Source organism: Streptomyces sp. NPDC090994, assembly GCF_044768905.1.
Lineage (GTDB): Bacteria > Actinomycetota > Actinomycetes > Streptomycetales > Streptomycetaceae > Streptomyces.
This window is the reverse complement of the sequence record NZ_JBIVWS010000001.1, coordinates 171,306-190,800: the sequence shown is the minus strand read 5'-3', so window position 1 is coordinate 190,800 and position 19,495 is coordinate 171,306. Positions and strand designations below refer to the sequence as shown.

The following is a 19,495-nucleotide window of genomic DNA, read 5'->3' as shown; positions in this document are numbered from 1 at the left end:
GGCTGTCAGTGGCCGCCGCTAGCCTTTCGACATGCCCGCCCGTATCACCGATCCCGAGCAGCTCAAGGAGCTCCTCGGCATCCCCTTCACCCCGGAGCAGACGGCCTGCATCACCGCGCCGCCCGCCCCGCAGGTGATCGTGGCCGGAGCCGGCTCCGGCAAGACGACGGTGATGGCGGCGCGCGTGGTCTGGCTGGTCGGCACCGGCCAGGTCGCCCCGGAACAGGTGCTCGGCCTCACCTTCACCAACAAGGCCGCCGGTGAGCTGGCCGAACGCGTCCGCAAGGCGCTGATCAAGGCCGGCGTCACCGACCCCGACGTGATCGACCCGGACGATCCGCCGGGCGAGCCGGTGATCTCCACGTACCACGCCTTCGCCGGCCGCCTGCTGGCCGACCACGGCCTGCGCATCGGCCTGGAACCGTCCTCCCGGCTGCTCGCCGACGCCACCCGCTACCAGCTCGCCGCACGGGTGCTGCGCGAGGCCCCCGGGTCCTACCCGGCGCTGACCCGTTCCTTCCCCGACCTGGTCGGCGACCTCCTCACCCTCGACTCCGAGCTCTCCGAGCACCTCGTACGCCCCGAGCGGCTGCGCACCTGGGACGCGGACCTCCTGGAGAGCCTCCAGGGCGCCAAGCTCACCAACGCCGACCTGCGCAAGGTCCCCGAGGCCGCCGCCGCCCGGCGTGAACTCGCCGAACTGGTGATCCGCTACCGGTCCGCCAAACGCGACCGCGACCTCCTCGACTTCGGCGACCAGATCGCCCTGTCCGCCCAGCTCGCCCAGCTGCCCGAGGTGGGGCGGCTGCTGCGCGAGGAGTTCCGGGTCGTGCTGCTGGACGAGTACCAGGACACCTCGGTGGCCCAGCGCGTCCTGCTGGCGGGCCTCTTCGGCGGCGGCACCGGCCACCCCGTCACCGCCGTCGGCGACCCCTGCCAGGCCATCTACGGCTGGCGCGGCGCCTCCGTCGCCAACCTCGACGACTTCCCCGAGCACTTCGCCCGCGCCGACGGAGGCCCCGCCCTCCGCCAGTCGCTCAGCGAGAACCGCCGCAGCGGCGGCCGCCTCCTCGACCTCGCCAACGGCCTCGCCACCCCGCTGCGCGCCATGCACGCGGGCGTGGAGGCCCTCCGCCCGGCCCCCGGCGCCGAACGCGACGGCACCGTCCGCTGCGCCCTGCTGCCCACCCACGCCGAGGAACTGGTGTGGCTCGCCGACTCCATCGCCCACCTGGTACGCACCGGTACGGCGCCCGGTGAGATCGCCGTGCTGTGCCGCACGGCGACCGACTTCGCCGAGATCCAGGGCGCCCTGGTGGCCCGCGACGTCCCCGTCGAGGTCGTAGGCCTCTCCGGCCTGCTGCACCTGCCCGAGGTCGCCGACCTGGTCGCCGTCTGCGAGGTCCTCCAGGACCCCGGCGCCAACGCCTCCCTGGTGCGGCTGCTCACCGGCCCGCGCTGGCGCATCGGCCCGCGCGACCTCGCCCTGCTGGGGCGCCGCGCCCGCCGCCTGGTCGCCCACGCGCGCGTGGCGGGCGACGACGACCCCGACCGGCGGCTCGCGGAGGCCGTCGAGGGCGTCGACCCGTCCGAGGTGATATCGCTCGCGGACGCGCTGGACACGTTCCTGGAGACGCCGATGGACGGCGGCGGGGACGACGACGGACTGCCGTTCTCGCCGGACGCGCGCGTACGGTTCGCCCGCCTCGCCACCGAACTGCGCGACCTGCGCCGCTCCCTCGCCGACCCGCTGATGGACGTACTGCACCGGGTCCTGGCCGTCACCGGCCTGGAGGTCGAACTGTCGGCGTCCCCGAACGCGCTGGCCGCCCGCCGCCGCGAGACCCTCTCCAACTTCCTGGACGTCGCCGCGTCCTTCGCCGCCGGGGACAACGAGGCGTCCCTGCTCGCCTTCCTCGGCTTCCTGCGCACCGCCGCCCAGTACGAGAAGGGACTCGACAACGCCCTCCCCGGCGGCGAGAACACCGTCAAGGTGCTCACCGCGCACAAGTCCAAGGGCCTGGAGTGGGACGTCGTCGCCGTCCCCGGACTGGTCACCGGCACCTTCCCCAGCACCCAGGGCCGCGAGAAGTGGACCGCCCAGGGCAAGGTCCTCCCGCACCGCCTGCGCGGCGACGCCGACACCCTCCCCGACGTCGGCTCCTGGGACTCGCGCGGGCTCAAGGACTTCCACGAGGCCATGAAGGAGCACCAGCACACCGAGGAGCTCCGCCTCGGCTACGTCACCTTCACCCGCCCCCGTTCCCTGCTCCTGGGCTCCGGCCACTGGTGGGGACCCACCCAGAAGAAGCCCCGGGGGCCGTCCGGCTTCCTCCAGGCCCTGTACGACCACTGCGCGGCCGGACACGGCGAGATCGAGGCCTGGGCGGACGAACCCGCCGAGGACGAGGAGAACCCCGCCCTGCACCGGGCGGCCGACGCCGACCAGGCATGGCCGCTGCCCCTGGACGAGACGGCCCTGGCCCGCCGCCGGAAGGCCGCCGAGACGGTCCTGGCCCACCTGGAGCAGCTCGCCTCCGCAGACGGCCCCGACCACGCCCGCCCCGCAGCCGTCCACGACCCGGACACCTACGACGACCCCGACTGGCCACCGCCACCGGAGGACGACGCGCCTCTTCACGACGCGCCTCTTCACGACGCCCGTCTTCACGACGCCCCTCTTCACGACGCGCCTCCTCACGGCGAGGACCCTTACGACACGCCTCCCTACGGCGAGGACCCTTACGACACGCCTCCCTACGGCGAGGACCCTTACGACACGCCTCCCTACGACGAAGACCCTTTCCTGGACGGGCAGCCGCCGCAGGCGCAGCCCCGGACACCCGATGGCCCCACCGTCCCCCACCAGGCCGCACCCCTGGAGCCGCACGAGCTGTCCACCGGCCCCCACACCCCCCGCCCCCACCCCCAGGACGACGCCCCGCGCGGAGAGACGTTCCTCACGCCGGAGGAAGCCCGCACCGTAGCCTCCTGGGACCGCGATCTCGACGCCCTCGCGGGCGAGCTGCTGCGCGCCCGGGAAGCCGTCACCGAGGTGCCGCTGCCCGCTTCCCTCACCGCCACCCAGCTGCTGCGCCTGGCCGCCGACCCCGACGGCCTCGCCCAGGAGCTGGCCCGGCCCATGCCCCAGCCGCCCCGGCCCGCCGCCCGCCGCGGCACCCGCTTCCACGCCTGGGTCGAGTCCCGCTTCGAAGAGCTGACCCTCCCTCTGCTGGAGCCCGACGAACTGCCCGGAGGCGACGCCGAGATCACCGGCGAACAGGACCTGGCCGCCCTCAAGGAGGCCTTCGAGCGCACCGAGTACGCGCACCGCACCCCGTACCGAGTCGAGGCCCCCTTCCAGTTCGCGATCGCCGGCCGCGTCGTACGGGGCCGTATCGACGCCGTCTACCAGCAGGGCGACGGCGACGGAGCCACGTACGAGATCGTCGACTGGAAGACGTCCCGCACCCATTCCGCGGACCCGCTCCAGCTCGCCGTGTACCGCCTGGCCTGGGCCGAGCAGCAGGGCGTGCCGCTCACCTCGGTGACGGCCGCGTTCCTGTACGTGCGCACCGGCGAGGTGGTGCGCCCGGACGGCCTCCCGGACCGCGCCGCGCTGGAGCGGCTGCTGCTCGACGGAGCGTACGGTGACGAACCGCACGACCAGGGTGTCGGTGCGGGCCAGTAGGCTCGGAGGCATGAGCAAGCCCGTTGACAGTGCCGTCAGCGCCGTCCGCGCGTACATCGAGCGCCACCGCGCCGCCTTCCTCGACGACCTGGCCGAGTGGCTGCGCATTCCTTCGGTCTCGGCCCAGCCCCACCACGCGCAGGACGTGCGCCGCAGCGCCGACTGGCTCGCCGCCAAGCTCAAGGAGACCGGGTTCCCGACCACCGAGGTCTGGGAGACGCCCGGCGCCCCCGCGGTCTACGCCGAGTGGCCGGCCGACGACCCCGCGGCGCCCACGGTCCTCGTCTACGGGCACCACGACGTACAGCCCGCCGCCCGCGAGGACGGCTGGTCGAGCGACCCCTTCGAGCCCGTCGTCCGCGGCAACCGCCTGTACGCGCGCGGGGCGGCCGACGACAAGGGACAGGTGTTCTTCCACACCCTCGGCGTCCGCGCCCACCTCGCCGCCACCGGCCGTACCGCCCCCGCCGTCACCCTGAAGCTGCTGATCGAGGGCGAGGAGGAGTCCGGCTCCCCGCACTTCCGCGCGCTGGCGGAGGAGCACGCCGGACGGCTCGCCGCCGACGCCGTGATCGTCTCCGACACCGGCATGTGGTCCGAGGACACCCCCACGGTGTGCACCGGCATGCGCGGCCTCGCCGAGTGCGAGATCCGCCTCCACGGCCCCGACCAGGACATCCACTCCGGCTCCTTCGGCGGCGCCGTGCCCAACCCGGCCACCGAGGCCGCCCGCCTGGTCGCCGCCCTGCACGACGAGCACGCGCGCGTGGCGATCCCCGGGTTCTACGACGGCGTGATCGAACTCACCGACCGCGAACGCGAACTCTTCGCCGACCTGCCCTTCGACGAGCCGCGGTGGCTGCGCACGGCCAAGTCCCACGCCGCCCAGGGCGAGGCCGGGTACACCACCCTGGAGCGTGTCTGGGCCCGCCCCACCGCCGAGGTCAACGGCATCGGCGGCGGCTACCAGGGCCCCGGCAGCAAGACGATCATCCCGTCCGACGCCATGGTGAAGCTCTCCTTCCGCCTCGTCGCGGGCCAGGACCCCGACCAGGTGGAGAAGGCAGTCCGCGGCTGGGTCGCGGAGCGCGTCCCCCCGGGAATCCGCTGCGACATCGCGTTCGGCGCCGCCACGCGCCCGTGCCTGACACCCCTGGACCACCCGGCGCTCCAGTCCGTCGTCCGTTCCATGGAGCGGGCCTTCGACCAGCCGGTCCGCTTCACCCGCGAAGGCGGCTCCGGACCCGCCGCCGACCTCCAGGACGTCCTCGGGGCCCCGGTGCTCTTCCTGGGCATCTCCGTCCCGTCCGACGGCTGGCACGCGCCCGACGAGAAGGTCGAGCTCGACCTCCTCCTCAAGGGCGTGGAGACCTCCGCACACCTCTGGAGCGACCTCGCGGCGCACTGGCGGCACGGACCCTGACCGATGCCGCCGCACCGTCCGGACCGGCCTCCGGCGCGGGGCACACTGGAAGGGCCCGTACCGCGGCGCGCTCCCGGTCGCCGCCCGCAGCCCCGGAACCCGCCGCCCCAGAACCCGCCGAACCGTCCGCCGAACCACTGACCGCCGTACCGGGGGAGTTGGAAGCACCTGTGACCACCTGGACCGACCGCACCGCCGAACGTCCCATCTCGCTCACCGCACCGAGCGGTGTCGACCGCGCTGCGCACCACCGCCTCGACGAGGCCTGGCTCGCCGCCGCGTGGAGCCACCCCTCCACGCGCTGTTTCGTGGTCTCCGGCGGTCAGGTCCTCATCGACGAGACGCCGGACGGGCGTACCGAACTCGTCATGACACCCTCCTTCGAAGCCCCGCTCACCGAGGCGCACCGCTACTTCCTCGGCATCGACGAGGACGGCGTGAGCTACTTCGCGCTCCAGAAGGACTCGCTGCCCGGCCGCATGGACCAGTCCGCGCGCGCGGCTGGGCTGCGCGAGGCGGGCCTGCTGCTCTCCCCGCGCGACGCGGGCCTGATGGTGCACGCGGTCGGCCTGGAGAACTGGCAGCGCACCCACCGCTTCTGCTCCCGCTGCGGAGAACGCACGGCCATCGCCGCCGCCGGCCACATCCGCCGCTGCCCCGCCTGCGGCGCCGAGCACTACCCGCGCACCGACCCGGCCGTGATCATGGCCGTCATCGACGACAGCGACCGCATCCTGCTCGGCCGCCAGGTCCACTGGCCCGAGGGCCGCTTCTCGACGCTCGCGGGCTTCGTGGAGCCCGGCGAGTCCATCGAGCAGTCGGTGCGCCGTGAGGTCCAGGAGGAGGCCGGCATCACCGTCGGCCCGGTCGAGTACGTCGCCAGCCAGCCCTGGCCGTTCCCGTCCAGCCTGATGCTCGGCTTCATGGCCCGGGCCGTCTCCACCGACATCACCGTCGACGGCGACGAGATCCACGAGGCCCGCTGGTTCTCCCGCGACGAGCTGGGCGCCGCCTTCGACTCCGGCGAGGTCCTGCCGCCCTACGGCATCTCGATCGCCGCCCGCCTGATCGAACTCTGGTACGGCAAGCCGCTGCCGACCCGCGGCTTCGTCTGAGGCTCTACGGCCGGAGACAGCGCCGGACACGGCTGAGGGGCCGTCCCGCCCGGGACGGCCCCTCAGCCGTGTCGTGCGACCCGCTTACGCGCCGATCTTCTGCTTCACCTGCGCCAGCGACGGGTTGGTGAGCGTCGAGCCGTCGGGGAAGAGCACGGTCGGAACCGTCTGGTTCCCGCCGTTCGCCTTTTCCACGAACGCGGCCGACTCCGGGTCCTGCTCGATGTTGATCTCGGTGTACGCGATGCCCTCACGGTCCATCTGGCTCTTCAGCCGGCGGCAGTAGCCGCACCACGTGGTGCTGTACATCGTCACAGTGCCCGGCATGTCTCTCGTGCTCCTTCAACGGCTCGGGGGTGCGTTCACTCGCACTGCGGCAACGCCCACGACGGCGTCCCCATTCCCGTACGAGGTCCTGTACGAGCTTCCCCTACGAGACCCACCTGACGAGACGAGACGGAGAACGAGACGGAGAACGAGCCGAAGCCCGCATCAGGGAGCCCGCATCAGGAAGCCCGCATTAGTACGACTGCGAGGCCCCGCCTGTGGACAACCGGCGCTCCCGTCCCGCCCGACCTGGCAGCATGGCTGTGTGACAGCAGCAACGCACTCCACCCTCTTCCCGCAGGTACCGGACTCGGCCGACGCGGTGCTCGACGGACTCGATCCCGAGCAGCGCGAAGTGGCCACCTCCCTGCGCGGCCCGGTGTGCGTACTGGCGGGCGCGGGCACCGGCAAGACCCGGGCGATCACCCACCGCATCGCCTACGGGGTGCGGGCCGGCATCCTGCAGCCCAGCACCGTGCTCGCCGTCACCTTCACCAACCGTGCCGCAGGGGAGATGCGCGGCCGGCTGCGTCAGCTCGGCGCCGCCGGCGTCCAGGCCCGTACCTTCCACTCGGCGGCACTGCGCCAGCTCCAGTACTTCTGGCCGAAAGCGATCGGCGGTTCCCTGCCCCGGATCGTCGACCGCAAGATCCAGCTCGTCGCCGACGCCGCCGCGGCCTGCCGTATCCGCCTCGACCGGGGCGAGCTGCGGGACGTCACCGCCGAGATCGAGTGGTCCAAGGTCACCCAGACCGTTCCGGACGACTACGCCCTCTCGGCGGCCAAGGCCGGCCGTGAGACGCCCCGCGACCCCGCTGAGATCGCCCGTCTCTACGTGGCCTACGAGGAGCTCAAGCGCGGGCGCGGGGTGATCGACTTCGAGGATGTGCTGCTGCTGACGGTGGGGATCCTCCAAGACCGGCAGGACGTGGCCCAGCAGGTCCGCGCCCAGTACCAGCACTTCGTGGTCGATGAGTACCAGGACGTCAGCCCCCTTCAGCAGCGGCTGCTGGACCTGTGGCTCGGCGACCGCGACGACCTGTGCGTGGTCGGTGACGCCAGCCAGACGATCTACTCGTTCACAGGAGCAACCCCCGACCACCTGCTCGACTTCCGGATCCGCCACCCCGGAGCCACGGTCGTCAAGCTGGTCCGTGACTACCGCTCCACGCCCCAGGTCGTCCACCTTGCCAACGGCCTGCTCGCCCAGGCCCGGGGCCGCGCAGCCGACCACCGCCTGGAGCTGCTCTCCCAGCGCCCGGCCGGCCCCGAGCCCGTGTACACCGAGTACGCCGACGAGCCCGCCGAGGCCGAGGGCGCCGCCCGCCGCATCCGCGAACTGATCGACTCGGGCGTCCGGCCCGCCGAGATCGCCGTGCTGTTCCGCACCAATTCCCAGTCGGAGATCTACGAGCAGGCCCTCGCCGACGCCGGCGTGCCCTACCAGCTGCGCGGCGCGGAACGGTTCTTCGACCGCCCCGAGGTGCGCAAGGCGGGCGCGGCACTGCGCGCCGCGGCCCGCTTCGGCGGCAACGACGCCCTCCTCGACGACACCGTCGACCTGCCGTCCCAGGTCCGTGCCGTGCTGTCGGGGGAAGGCTGGACGTCCGAGCCCCCGGCCGGATCGGGCGCGGTCCGCGAGCGCTGGGAGTCGCTGGCCGCCCTGGTGAACCTCGCCCAGGACTTCGCGGCGGCCAGGCCCGGCGCTTCCCTCGGCGACCTCGTCGCCGAACTCGACGAACGGGCGGGTGCCCAGCACGCCCCCACCGTGCAGGGCGTCACCCTCGCCTCCCTGCACTCGGCCAAGGGCCTGGAATGGGACGTCGTCTTCCTGGTCGGCCTGGCCGAGGGGATGATGCCGATCACCTATGCGAAGACCGACGAACAGATAGAGGAGGAGCGCCGCCTCCTCTATGTAGGCGTCACCCGCGCGCGTGAACGCCTGCACCTCTCCTGGGCGCTGGCCCGCTCGCCCGGCGGCCGGGCCGGCCGCCGTCCCAGCCGGTTCCTCGACGGACTGCGCCCGGGTTCGGCCGGTGCGGGCGGTCGGGTGGCGGCCGCCGGTGGCGCCGGGGGAGTGGAGCACGGCCTCGCGAGCCTCACGAGCCGCTCCGCGTTCACCCCGGCTCCGCGGCGCACCCGGCGCGGCCCGGCCCGCTGCCGGGTCTGCGGGCGCACCCTCACCGACGCCGGTGAAATGAAACTGATGCGCTGCGAGGACTGCCCCTCCGACATGGACGAGGGCGTCTACGAGCGGTTGCGCAGCTGGCGAGCGGTGCAGGCGGGGCTGAGCGGACAGCCCGCCTTCTGCGTCTTCACCGACAAGACGCTGATGGCGATCGCCGAGTCCGTCCCGGAGGACGAACGGGAGCTGGCCCGGATCCCGGGCGTCGGAGCCCGCAAGCTCACCCGCTACGGAGCCGATGTCCTGGCCATCTGCGCCGGTCAGGACGTCGACGCAGCGGGCGGCGACGATTGATCCCAACTCGTCGAAAAAATAGTTTGCGCATGCCCCAGCAATCCCCATAGGTTCTTGGACACGGGAGCAGCGGCCTTCCCGAAGGCCCTGAATCCGTGTTGTACTTGCATATCCGTGGACCGGTTCGCACCGATCCCCCGAGACGCCGAGAGGAGGCGAGTCCAGTGATCAGCATCAACATCAGCAACGTCAGCTCTGTCAGCAAACTGACCGATCGCCCGACCGTCTCCTCGTCCATGCTCGGCGCCTCCAACCCGGGCACCGGTCTGTCCGGCATTCGTGCCGTCCGTCCGGCGTCCCCCCTCGCTCTCTCGGGCCTGCCCGTCCGTGAGCGCGATGAGCGACCGACCAAGGCACTGGAAGCGGCAGTAGTGGCACAGGCGCACGCCTATGCCTTTGCGGCGGCCGGTGCCGGATTCCGGAAGCAGACGACGCAGCACCACCTGATGTGGGCCTTCCGTGGGCCAGAACCCTGGAGTGATCCAGCCTGATTCGATCAGGCCGGCGCCTTCAGGGCCGCGGAACCCCACCCGGGATCCGCGGCCCTTCTGTTTGTCCCGAACGGGGACGACAGAGCGAAGGGCCTCGGGACAACCAGAGAACCCGGTACCAAGCCGCCCCGGCCGACCGGCCGGACCGATCAGACGAGGAAGACGAACCGTGCAACTCGAAGCGCACGCCCCGTCCGTACCACCTTCCGGCACCATCCCCGAGCCCGGCTCCACGGAGGACCCGACCTTGACCCCGCTCACCGCGCTCACCGCGCTCGACGACGCCATCGAGAACCTCGGCGTGCCCGTCCCCTGCCGTTCCTACGACCCGGAGGTCTTCTTCGCCGAGTCGCCGGCGGACGTCGAGTACGCCAAGTCCCTCTGCCGCACCTGCCCGCTGGTCGAGGCCTGCCTTGCCGGCGCCAAGGAGCGGCGTGAGCCCTGGGGCGTCTGGGGTGGCGAACTGTTCGTCCAGGGTGTCGTCGTCGCCCGGAAGCGGCCCCGTGGCCGCCCGCGCAAGAACCCGGTCACGGCATGAACACCGTAGGCACGATCGACCGTCCCCTCACGTACGACCCCACGAAGCAGGCCCCGATGAAGCCGTCCACCCACGAGCCCGCAGGCTCCGCACCCGAAGACCTCACCACCAGTGGTGCGAACGACTCGCGCCAGAACAGGACCCGAGAGATGCAACTCATCCCAGAAGCCCTGGCTCGTGCGCATATGCAAGAGCGACTGCGGGAGGCCGAGCGGGACCGCCGGGCCGTGCGCCTGGTGACCGCCCGCCGGATGCAGCGCAGGGCGGAGCGCGCCTCGATGCGTGCCCGGCGTGCGCTCGCCATGGCCGTGATGCAGTAACCGATCCCACCCGAAGCGATGGTCTCCCCGGCCGGGGAGGCGAAGCTCTCCTCGCGGGGGCCGGTCCGTCCGAACGGACCGGCCCCCGTAGCGCGTCATCCCCCCGGCTGCGTCATCCCCGCGTCCGCGTCTGCGTCTGCGTCCGCGTCTGCCTTTGCCTCTGCATCTGCGCTCGGCCCCGGCCCCCGCCCCGGCCCCGGCCCCCGCCCCGGCCCCGGCCCCGGCCTCGGCCCCCGCCCCGGCCCCGGCCCTGGTCCTAAGCTTCCGCCGCCGACTCCTCTGCCGGCGCCGCGAACCCCGGCAGCCACGCCTCCAGCTCCTCGCGGAGCCGCACCGTCGCACCCAGCTGGCACAGCACACCGATCGTGCTCAGCGTCACCCGGTGGATCAGGAGATACGCCGGCGGCAGGTTGAGCTGCTTGCCCAGCTGGTACGCGGGGGAGCGGATGTCACCGATGCGGGCGGCCTGGCTGCGCATCCAGCCACGGGTGAACGTGAACTCATCGACCTGGGCCGGTTCGATGATCGGCAGGAGATAGTCGAGGACCGCGTCGGGGTCCAGCTCCACCGTCTCCTTGACGAAGCCTTCCGCGCGCAGCTCCTCGTAGACGGCCTCGGCCGCGCCGTCGAGGGTCATGCGCAGGCAGGTGCCGATGGTGACCGGGAGACCGCCCGGGAGACGGTCGACCGTGCCGAAGTCCAGCACTCCCAGCCGCCAGTCGTCCTCTCCGTCCGGGCCGCCGGGCAGCAGCCGGAAGTTGCCCGGGTGCGGGTCGGCGTGCAGGAGGCCGGTGCGGGCCGGGCCGGCGAACAGGAAGTGGGCCAGGAGCTGGCCGGCCCGGTCGCGCTGCTCAGGGGTGCCGTCCGTGATGACCTCGGACAGCGGGACCCCGTCGATCCACTCGGTGATCAGGACCTGCTCGCACTGATGGACCACGCCCGGCACCAGGACGTCCGGGTCGTCCGCGAACTCCTCGGCGTGTGCCCGCTGGGCCTGTGCTTCCAGACCGTAGTCGAGTTCCTCCGAGACCCGGTCCTTCAGTTCCATGATCAACGGCTTGATGTCCAGGCCGGGGATGAGCGGGCCCAGCAGGCGGGCGAAGCGGCCGAGCTGGTTCAGGTCCGACAGGAGGGCCTCGCCGGCCCCCGGGTACTGGACCTTGACCGCCACCTCGCGCCCGTCGTGCCACACCCCCCGGTGCACCTGGCCGATGGAGGCCGCTGCGGAGGGCTTGTCCTCGAACTCCAGGAACAGCTCCTGCCAGTCCTCGCCGAGCCGCTCGCCGAGCACGGTGTGCACCGTGCGCGTCGGCATCGGCGGGGCCGCCTCCTGCAACTTCGTCAGGGCCGCCCGGTAGGGACCGGCGATCTCCTCGGGCAGGGCCGACTCGAAGACGGAGAGGGCCTGGCCGAACTTCATGGCCCCGCCCTTCAGCTCCCCGAGCACCTTGAAGAGCTGCTCGGCGGTGCGCTGCTGCAACTGCTGGCCGACCAGCTCCGCGGACTCGCCCACGATCCGCTTGCCGAGCCCCCAGGTCGCCCGCCCGGCGAAGCCGAGCGGGAGCGCGGCTAGCTTGGCGGTCCGGGTGACCGCCTTCCGGGGAAGATCAGACATGCGCCCTCCAAGTCCCAGCCGACCGCGCCGCCCGCGCTCCGCGTCGTACTCGTGCTGACGGCCGTTGCTCCGCCATTGTCTCGCGCCGCTCCCTCTCCTCGGAGGGGTGTTCCCGCTCACCTTTCTCCTCGCCCGTGCCTGCCGCCGCGCAGGGACACGCGGGATGGGCCGGGACCGGCCGCGTGTGCCAGTGCAGACCGGGCAGCGCGGCCTCCCAGCGGGCGCCGGCGCTGGAGGGGACGTGGCCGTCGAGGAACGCGAGGGCGTGCGCGGCGGCCAGTCCGGCGACCGTGGTGGCCAGGGCGAGATCGCAGGGCCGTACCCGGCGCTGGGAACCCGAACGCCACTGGGTGATCAGCCGGGGCCAGGCAGGGTCCTGGTCGGTGCGGCTCTCGTGGAGGCAGCCCGCGCAGCCCGTCTCGCCGGGCAGTACGAAGGGGCCGACGACTCCCGTGCCTTCCACCACGCCGGCGTAGAGATGAGGCGTGCCGGAGGCCATGAGGGGTTCGGCGGCGGACGCCTGGGGCGCGTGCACGGCGATGTCGTCGCGCGAGGCGATGATCACCAGGGCGAAGCCCGGGCCGCCGTCCTCGGGCTGCGCTGTGCGGCCGCGGCGCGGTGCGCGGTCGGGAGCGGCCCGGCGGACGGCACGGCGGGCCGCCTCGTCCCGGCGGTCGCCGACCGCCTCGGCGGGCTGCCCGCCGGGGGCGACGTCCCACGGCTCGACGTGACCGCCGTCGCGCACGTCGACCTCGCCGACCCCCGCACCCGACAGCAGCGACGCCAGGACGGCGCCCACCCGGCCCGCGCCTCTGACCTGCACACGCTGGGCGCGGCGGGCAGCCAGCCGGCCGATGGCGTCGCCCGGCCCGGAGGTGGTCAGGGAGAGGGAGGCCAGGTCCGGGCGGAGCCGGTCGAGGGCCTGCTTGTTCTGGCGGAGGGCGTCGGCGGCGGGTCCGCCGCCACGGGAGTCGTCGAGGAGCCCGGCCCGCGCCAGCCGCTTCACCAGCAGGTCGACATGGCCGTCGGGCAGGTCCATCCGGTGTGCCTCCTCGCGCAGCAGCGGCAGTCCTCGCGTGCCGTTGAGCAGTTCGAGGAAACTGCCCGTCGCGGTGTCCACCGGCCCCAGCGTGAGCGCGTGCGCCGGGGTCATCCCGAACTGCACGGTGTTGAGGTCGCGCCAGCCGCGCCGCAGCGCGGGTTTCACCATCGGATGCATGCCAGGCCCCCGTACGTTCCGGTACTCCCCGTGTGCCGGCTCGGTGGTCACGACCGGGCCGGCGAGTGCCAGCATGCCCGGTCCCGTCACGGGGTGCCGAAAGTTGTCCACAGGCAGCGGGTATTCGTCGTACTGGTCATACGAGATGCGAGCGTGGTCGAGGACGCGAGGGCCGGCCGCATCGGACTGTCCCGGAACCGGGACTTCCCCGTGTGCAGCGGGTAACGTCGGGGCGTGTCCTCCGCCGACCCACTGCACCGCGCCGGAACGCCACACCGCCTGCCGACGACTCCGCCGCCCAGCGGCTCAGGAGCGCGCGCGATCGAGGTCCGCAGAAGCAGCCGTCGCCGCAGGACGGTCTCCGCGTACCGCGAGGGCGACCGCACCGTCGTGCTGATCCCCGCCCGGATGTCCGAGGCGGAGGAGCAGCGCTGGGTGAACGTGATGCTCGACAAACTGGAGGCCCAGGAGAGCAAGCGCGTCCTCGGCGACACGGAGCTGGCGGAGCGCGCCCAGCGGCTGTCCGCCCAGTACTTCGAGTCACGCGCGCGTCCCAGCTCGGTCCGCTGGGTCACCAACCAGAACACGCGCTGGGGCTCGTGCACCCCGGCGGAGGGCAGCATCCGGCTCTCGCACCGCCTCCAGGGCATGCCCGAGTACGTCGTCGACTACGTCCTCCTCCACGAGCTGGCGCACCTGCTCGTCCCCGGGCACGGCCCCCGCTTCTGGCGCCTGCTGGAGGCGTACCCCCGCACCGAGCGGGCCCGGGGGTACCTCGAAGGGGTGGTCGCCGCCGACCGGCTTCCGCACGTGCCCGGCGCGCGGGGTCGCTGAAACCCCCCGGCGTCTGCACCGGGTCCGTACCGACTTCGGGCCGTGTCAGGCTTTGCCGTTAGCCTGGCGCGACGCACTTGTATTCGGGATGGGGGACGGTCGTACGCATGGCCAGGGAATTCCAACGCGGCCACAAGGCCAGGATCAGTGATCTCACCGCGGGCACGGATCTGTACGTAGGTGTGCAGATCTCCGGGCCCGGGCTGACCTTCGACATCAGTTGCTTCGGGCTGGACGCCGACGAACGGCTCTCGGACGACCGGTACTTCGTCTTCTTCAACCAGCCGAAGTCCCCTGAGGAGGCCATTCAGCTCCTGGGCGCGCAGGCGGGCGACACGGAGTCCTTCCGGGTCACGCTGGACCGGATCCCGCCGCAGATCCAGAAGCTGTCCTTCACGGCGACACTCGACGGCGCCGGGCAGATGTCGCAGATCGGTCCCGGATACATCCGGATCGTCGCGGGCGGCGAGGAGGTGGCCCGCTACCCGTTCGACGGCTCGGAGTTCTCCACCGAGCGGGCCGTGATGCTCGGCGACTTCTACCTGAAGGACGTATGGCGGTTCGCGGCCGTCGGACAGGGCTTCGACGGCGGTCTGGACGCGCTGCTGCGGAACTTCGGCGGTGAGGTGGCCGAGGAGGAGACGCCCGAGCCGCAGCAGCCGGCCGCCGGTGCCGGTGCGGTTCCGGGGTTCGCCCCGCCTGCCGCGCCCGCCCCGGCCCCGGAGCCCCCGGCCTTCGGGGTGCCCACCGCACCGGCCCCTGCCTCAGCCCCGGCTCCCGCCGCCCAGCCCGCCGCCCAGCACTTCGCGCCTCCGCCCGTACCGACGCCGCCCCCGGTGCCCGAGCCCACCCTCGCGGCTCCCGCGCCGACCCCGCCGTACGGCCGACCGGACCAGACCGCCCCGCTGCCCCCGGGCTACACCCAGCCGCAGGCCCCGCAGGCCCCGCAGGCCCCGCCCCCGCCGCCCGGGTACGGTCAGCAGGCCCCCTACGGCGCTCCGGGCGCCCCTCAAGGCGTACCGCCGCAGGGCGGCATGCAGCCGCCTCCGGGCGTGCCGCCCCAGGGCGTCCCCCAGACCCAGGGCATCCCCCAGAACCCGTCCCAGCCCGCCGGTGTGGCCGCCGCGCTGCAGAAGTTCCGGGAGACGCCCACCGGTCAGCGCTGGACGCAGCAGAACGAGAAGCTCGTCCGGGTCGACCTCGGCCTCGGCGACCAGCCCGTGCTGGCCCGGCAGGGCAGCATGGTGCTCTACCAGGGCAAGGTCGACTTCAGCTACAAGGGCGCCGGATTCGCCGGCCGCGTCGTCGGCAACGCCACCGGCCAGGAGATGCAGCTGATGCGCTGCACCGGCAAGGGGCAGGTCTTCTTCGCCGACCAGTCCACGATGCTGCACCCCATCGAGCTCCAGGGCGACGCGGTCTGCGTCTCCGCCGAGAACGTCCTGGCGTTCGACGAGGGCCTGCAGTACGAGATCCGCCGCATCGAGGGCCACGGCATCCCGGGCGGCGCGCTGTTCACGATGCAGTTCCAGGGCACCGGCACGATCGTCGTCAAGACGCACGGCACGCCCGTGGTCCTGCCGGTCACGCCCACCACGTTCGCCGACTGCAACGCGGTCGTCGCCTGGTCGGCCGCCGCCCAGGTCATCGTCTCCAGCCAGGTGCGGATGCGGCGCAACAGCTACCCCGGCGACACCGGCGAGAGCGTGAACCTCCAGTTCCGGGGAGCGCCCGGCAACTTCATCGTCGTCCAGCCGTACGAGATCTGAGGGAGAGCCCGACATGGACCAGCCGCTCGCGGGCTACGCCCCCGCCCCGGTCACCGCCCGTATGGAGAACCACGGCGACCACATGCTGAAGGTCGCCGTGCAGACCGGTAACGACCTCTTCGCGCGCGTGGGCTCGATGGTCGCCTACGAGGGATTCGTGCAGTACGAGCCCAACCCGCCCGCGGTCCGCCAGATCGCCAAGGACTGGATGACCGGCGAGGGCGCGCCCCTGATGAAGTGCTCCGGCGACGGCCTGCTCTACCTCGCCGACTACGGCGCGGATGTCGTCGTCATCAACCTCGACGGTGAGGGGATCTCCGTCAACGCCACCAACCTGCTGGCCTTCGACGCCCATCTCACCTGGGGCGTGGAGCGGGTCAAGGGGCTGGCGAAGTTCGCCGGCCAGGGGCTGTGGAACACCAGGATCTCCGGACAGGGGTGGGTGGCGCTCACCTCGCGGGGCAAGCCGATCGTCGTCGACTGCGGTGGCGGCGAGGACGAGACCTACGTCGACCCGGACGCGCTCGTCGCCTGGTCGCCGAACCTGAAGGTGAAGGGCAAGCGCAGCTTCAAGGCGGGGTCGCTGATCGGCCGCGGCAGCGGCGAGGCCTACCAGATGGCCTTCTCCGGTCAGGGCATCGTCGTCGTCCAGCCCAGTGAGGACAGCACCGACCGCCTCCGGGTCCGGGGCTGAGGGGGGATCAGAAACACCATGCAGAGCCCGCTTTTCGCCTACAACGACCAGCAGACCCAGGAACGCTGGAGCCTGCAGAACCCGCAGATGCTCCGCGTCGCCCTGGAGGGACACGACGACCTCCTCGCCCGCAAGGGCACGATGGTCGCCTACCAGGGGCTCGTCGAGTTCGACGCGGAGTTCCAGAGCCGCGGCCAGACACGCGCGCGTGCGCACACGGGCGAGGGACTGGACCTGATGCGCTGCCACGGACAGGGCACGGTCTACTTCGCCAACCTCGCCCAGCGGATCCACGTGATGGACGTCGAGCCGGAAGGGCTCACCGTCGACAGCTCCTACGTGCTGGCGATGGACTCCTCACTGCACCACGAGGTCATCGCCGTGGACAGCCTGTACGGCATCTCCGGCTCGGGGAAGTACCAGCTCAACATCACCGGGCGCGGCCGGGTCGCGCTGATGACCTCCGGCACCCCGCTGCTGATGCGGGTGACGCCCGACACGTACGTCAACTGCGACGCCGACGCGATCGTGGCCTGGTCCACGGGGCTGCGGGTGCAGATGCAGGCCCAGACGCACTCCTCGGGGGTGTTCCGGCGCCGCGGCAACACCGGTGAGGGCTGGGAGCTGAGCTTCATGGGCGACGGCTTCGCCCTCGTACAGCCCAGTGAGCTGCTGCCGCCGCAGAACGCGGCGATCGGGTCGGGCCTGGGCGCGCAGTACGGCGTGGGCCAGCAGGGGGCGCGCGGTCAGAACCAGGGCAACGTCTGGAGCTGAACCCGGGCGCAGGCGTAAGGGGCGATCACCATGGGTGCTCGCCCCTTGCCTGTACGCCGTGCAGAGCACCCGGAGTACCCGGAGTACACCGGGCCCTCAGAGCACCGGGAGCTCTCAGAGCCTCGCCCTGGTGGCCGCCACCAGCCGGACGACCGACTCGTCCGCCACCTCCGCGACCTCGTCGTAGCCGAACCAGCGCAGGTCCAGGGACTCGTCGCTGATCGCCTCGACCGCGTCCGGCGGGGCCACGGCCGCGTACTGGACGTCCAGGTGCCAGGCGCACGGCGTGTGGTGGCGGTCCAGCCGCACCGGGCCGCCGGGCAGCAGGGCGAGGCCGGCGATGCCGGACTCCTCGGTGCCCTCGCGCAGCGCGGACGCGGCGAGCGTGGCGTCCTCGGGCTCGCAGTGGCCGCCCATCTGCAGCCACATCCGCAGCTTGCGGTGCAGGGTCAGCAGGACCCGGCCCCGGGACGGGTCGACCACCAGGGCGCTCGCCGTGATGTGCCCGTCCGCGCAGGACTTCCACAGGCCGTCCGGGTGGGCCGCCAGATGGTCCAGATACCGCCCGCGCAGCTCGTCCTGGGCCTCGTCCTGGCCCTCGTACCCCTTGAGCACGAGGACCGCGTCGTCGTGAAGGCTCACTCCGCTCCGTCGCCCTCGTCCCGCTGGTCCCGCTGGTTCCGCTTCTTCAGGTCCGGCTTGTCGGCGGCCTCGCCGAGCATCTTGTCCAGCTCGGAGAAGTCCAGCTGCTCGCGGTGGACGAAGCCGTCCGGGTCGTCCAGGTCGGTGGCGGTCGGCAGCATGTCCGGGTGGGCCCACAGGCCGTCCCGGCCGTCGACACCGCGCGCGTCCGTCAGCGACGCCCACAGCCGGGAGGCGTCCCGCAGCCGGCGGGGGCGCAGCTCCAGGCCGATCAGCGTGGCGAAGGTCTGCTCCGCCGGGCCGCCGGAGGCACGGCGGCGGCGCAGCGTCTCGCGCAGCGCGTCGGCGGACGACAGCCGCGGCTTGGCGGCCGCGTGCACCACCGCGTCCACCCAGCCCTCGACGAGCGCCAGGGCCGTCTCCAGCCGGGCCAGGGCCGCCTTCTGCTCCGGGGTGTCCTCCGGCTGGAACATGCCCTGCTGGAGAGCCTCCTGCAGCTGCTCCGGGTTCTGCGGGTCGAACTGGCCGACCACGTCCTCCAGCTTCGCCGTGTCGACCTTGATGCCGCGCGCGTAGCCGTCGACCGCGCCGAACAGGTGCGAGCGCAGCCACGGGACGTGCGCGAAGAGACGCTGGTGGGCGGCCTCGCGCAGGGCGATGTACAGCCGCACCTCCTCCTGGGGCACGCCAAGGTCCTTGCCGAACCGCTCGACGTTGGCCGGCAGCAGGGCGGCCTTGCCGGCCGGGCCCAGCGGCAGGCCGATGTCGGACGAGCCGACGACCTCACCGGCGAGCACACCGACGGCCTGCCCGATCTGCGTGCCGAACATGGCGCCGCCCATGGAGCGCATCATGCCGATCAGCGGGCCGGCCATGGCCTGCATCTCCTCCGGCAGGACGTCGCCCATGGCGTTGCCGACGCGCTCGGCGACCGGGTCGACCAGCTCCTTCCAGGCGGGCAGGGTCGCCTCGACCCACTCCGCGCGGCTCCAGGCCACCGCGGTGCCCGCGCCGGAGGGCAGGGCGGTGGCGTCGTCGAGCCACAGGTCCGCCAGCCGCACGGCCTCCTGGACGGCACTGCGCTCGGCGGGGCCGACGCTGGCGTCCTTGGTGCCGTCCGGGGCGCCCTGGGCGACCGTCTGGCGGGCGATCTGCTTGGCCATGTCCCAGTTCACCGGGCCGCCCTCGTAGGAGAGCATCTGGCCCAGCTGCTGGAAGGCGGCGCCCAGGTCGTTGGGGTTCATGGAACCGAACATGGCCGCGAACGGGTTGTCGGCGCCGGGGCCACCGAGGCCTCCGGCCCCGGGCAGGCCGCCGAAACCGAACGGGTTGGCCGGTCCCTGACCACCACCGCTCTGCTGGTCCTTCTTCTTGCCCTTGTCGCCGTCGTCCGGCTCCTCCGGCGGAAGGCCGAATCCGAATGGGGTGTCACTCACGGGGTTCCTCGGCTGGTAAGGCCGCCGGTTCTCTCCGGCGGCACGGCTGCCCGACATTCACCACCCAGCGTAGACACCCGGGGCGGATCGGGCCTCGGTGCTTCGCCGACTGACGGCCTGCGGCAGGA

General features: G+C 72.6%; 16 protein-coding genes. 11 read left to right on the top strand and 5 right to left on the bottom strand.

Annotation, left to right across the window (positions count from 1 at the left end; all coding sequences use genetic code 11):
• Window positions 1-31 precede the first annotated feature (31 nt).
• The 3 genes from ACIQR3_RS00895 (at window position 32) to nudC (ending at window position 6,229) form a co-directional block, all read left to right on the top strand.
• Window positions 32-3,691, top strand: coding sequence for a UvrD-helicase domain-containing protein (locus ACIQR3_RS00895; RefSeq protein WP_403532492.1), 3,660 nt, complete (start codon window positions 32-34; stop codon window positions 3,689-3,691).
• 10 nt (window positions 3,692-3,701) lie between these two features.
• Window positions 3,702-5,114: a dipeptidase gene (locus ACIQR3_RS00890; protein ID WP_403532490.1), complete on the top strand. Its 1,413-nt coding sequence runs from the start codon at window positions 3,702-3,704 to the stop codon at window positions 5,112-5,114.
• 170 nt (window positions 5,115-5,284) lie between these two features.
• Window positions 5,285-6,229, top strand: a complete 945-nt coding sequence (gene nudC / locus ACIQR3_RS00885; protein ID WP_403532488.1) for an NAD(+) diphosphatase — start codon at window positions 5,285-5,287, stop codon at window positions 6,227-6,229.
• Between the two features lie 84 nt (window positions 6,230-6,313).
• Here nudC and ACIQR3_RS00880 read toward each other — a convergent pair whose 3' ends face one another.
• A complete protein-coding gene (locus ACIQR3_RS00880; RefSeq protein WP_004983675.1) occupies window positions 6,314-6,556 on the bottom strand; it encodes a mycoredoxin in 243 nt (80 codons plus the stop codon).
• A 265-nt stretch (window positions 6,557-6,821) separates the two neighbouring features.
• On the opposite strand from ACIQR3_RS00880, the gene ACIQR3_RS00875 reads away from it, so the two are divergent.
• The 4 genes from ACIQR3_RS00875 to ACIQR3_RS00860 all read left to right on the top strand — a co-directional run bounded on the left by ACIQR3_RS00875 (window position 6,822) and on the right by ACIQR3_RS00860 (window position 10,384).
• On the top strand, window positions 6,822-9,035 hold the full coding sequence (locus ACIQR3_RS00875) for an ATP-dependent DNA helicase UvrD2 (protein WP_403532486.1): 2,214 nt from the start codon (window positions 6,822-6,824) through the stop codon (window positions 9,033-9,035).
• A 164-nt stretch (window positions 9,036-9,199) separates the two neighbouring features.
• Window positions 9,200-9,526, top strand: a complete 327-nt coding sequence (locus ACIQR3_RS00870; protein WP_215173870.1) for a hypothetical protein — start codon at window positions 9,200-9,202, stop codon at window positions 9,524-9,526.
• Between the two features lie 169 nt (window positions 9,527-9,695).
• The gene (locus ACIQR3_RS00865) at window positions 9,696-10,064 is read left to right on the top strand and encodes a WhiB family transcriptional regulator (RefSeq protein WP_215173872.1); all 369 of its coding nucleotides are present in this window, start codon (window positions 9,696-9,698) and stop codon (window positions 10,062-10,064) included.
• The gene (locus ACIQR3_RS00860; protein ID WP_403532483.1) at window positions 10,061-10,384 is read left to right on the top strand and encodes a hypothetical protein; all 324 of its coding nucleotides are present in this window, start codon (window positions 10,061-10,063) and stop codon (window positions 10,382-10,384) included. Before ACIQR3_RS00865 ends, ACIQR3_RS00860 begins: the two co-directional genes overlap by 4 nt.
• A 256-nt stretch (window positions 10,385-10,640) precedes the next feature.
• Here ACIQR3_RS00860 and ACIQR3_RS00855 read toward each other — a convergent pair whose 3' ends face one another.
• Together ACIQR3_RS00855 and ACIQR3_RS00850 are read right to left on the bottom strand one after the other, a co-directional pair.
• Window positions 10,641-11,999: an ABC1 kinase family protein gene (locus ACIQR3_RS00855; protein WP_403532482.1), complete on the bottom strand. Its 1,359-nt coding sequence runs from the start codon at window positions 11,997-11,999 to the stop codon at window positions 10,641-10,643.
• Entirely contained in the window at window positions 11,992-13,218 is a 1,227-nt protein-coding gene (locus ACIQR3_RS00850) for a ThiF family adenylyltransferase (RefSeq protein ID WP_403533918.1), read from the bottom strand. Before ACIQR3_RS00850 ends, ACIQR3_RS00855 begins: the two co-directional genes overlap by 8 nt.
• Before the next feature lie 234 nt (window positions 13,219-13,452).
• Here ACIQR3_RS00850 and ACIQR3_RS00845 point away from each other — a divergent pair, with 234 nt between their 5' ends.
• From ACIQR3_RS00845 to ACIQR3_RS00830, 4 genes are all read left to right on the top strand, one after another.
• Window positions 13,453-14,052: a M48 family metallopeptidase gene (locus ACIQR3_RS00845; RefSeq protein WP_403532480.1), complete on the top strand. Its 600-nt coding sequence runs from the start codon at window positions 13,453-13,455 to the stop codon at window positions 14,050-14,052.
• A gap of 107 nt (window positions 14,053-14,159) precedes the next feature.
• Window positions 14,160-15,821, top strand: coding sequence for a TerD family protein (locus tag ACIQR3_RS00840; RefSeq protein WP_403532478.1), 1,662 nt, complete (start codon window positions 14,160-14,162; stop codon window positions 15,819-15,821).
• A gap of 13 nt (window positions 15,822-15,834) precedes the next feature.
• A complete protein-coding gene (locus tag ACIQR3_RS00835; RefSeq protein WP_215168197.1) occupies window positions 15,835-16,515 on the top strand; it encodes an AIM24 family protein in 681 nt (226 codons plus the stop codon).
• Window positions 16,516-16,533: 18 nt separating this feature from the next.
• Window positions 16,534-17,289, top strand: coding sequence for an AIM24 family protein (locus ACIQR3_RS00830; RefSeq protein WP_403532476.1), 756 nt, complete (start codon window positions 16,534-16,536; stop codon window positions 17,287-17,289).
• A 114-nt stretch (window positions 17,290-17,403) separates the two neighbouring features.
• Here the strand turns inward: ACIQR3_RS00830 and ACIQR3_RS00825 are convergent, their stop codons facing one another.
• Together ACIQR3_RS00825 and ACIQR3_RS00820 are read right to left on the bottom strand one after the other, a co-directional pair.
• Window positions 17,404-17,931: an NUDIX hydrolase gene (locus ACIQR3_RS00825; protein WP_403532474.1), complete on the bottom strand. Its 528-nt coding sequence runs from the start codon at window positions 17,929-17,931 to the stop codon at window positions 17,404-17,406.
• Window positions 17,928-19,367, bottom strand: coding sequence for a zinc-dependent metalloprotease (locus ACIQR3_RS00820; protein WP_403532472.1), 1,440 nt, complete (start codon window positions 19,365-19,367; stop codon window positions 17,928-17,930). The genes ACIQR3_RS00825 and ACIQR3_RS00820 overlap by 4 nt, the downstream gene beginning before the upstream one ends.
• Window positions 19,368-19,495: the final 128 nt, after the last annotated feature.

Coding starts and splice junctions, on each gene's coding strand:
- ACIQR3_RS00895 (WP_403532492.1), top strand. CDS start 32: ATGCCCGCCCGTATCACCGATCCCGAGCAGCTCAAGGAGCTCCTCGGC.
- ACIQR3_RS00890 (WP_403532490.1), top strand. CDS start 3,702: ATGAGCAAGCCCGTTGACAGTGCCGTCAGCGCCGTCCGCGCGTACATC.
- ACIQR3_RS00880 (WP_004983675.1), bottom strand. CDS start 6,556: ATGCCGGGCACTGTGACGATGTACAGCACCACGTGGTGCGGCTACTGC.
- ACIQR3_RS00860 (WP_403532483.1), top strand. CDS start 10,061: ATGAACACCGTAGGCACGATCGACCGTCCCCTCACGTACGACCCCACG.
- ACIQR3_RS00855 (WP_403532482.1), bottom strand. CDS start 11,999: ATGTCTGATCTTCCCCGGAAGGCGGTCACCCGGACCGCCAAGCTAGCC.
- ACIQR3_RS00850 (WP_403533918.1), bottom strand. CDS start 13,218: ATGCATCCGATGGTGAAACCCGCGCTGCGGCGCGGCTGGCGCGACCTC.
- ACIQR3_RS00840 (WP_403532478.1), top strand. CDS start 14,160: ATGGCCAGGGAATTCCAACGCGGCCACAAGGCCAGGATCAGTGATCTC.
- ACIQR3_RS00835 (WP_215168197.1), top strand. CDS start 15,835: ATGGACCAGCCGCTCGCGGGCTACGCCCCCGCCCCGGTCACCGCCCGT.
- ACIQR3_RS00830 (WP_403532476.1), top strand. CDS start 16,534: ATGCAGAGCCCGCTTTTCGCCTACAACGACCAGCAGACCCAGGAACGC.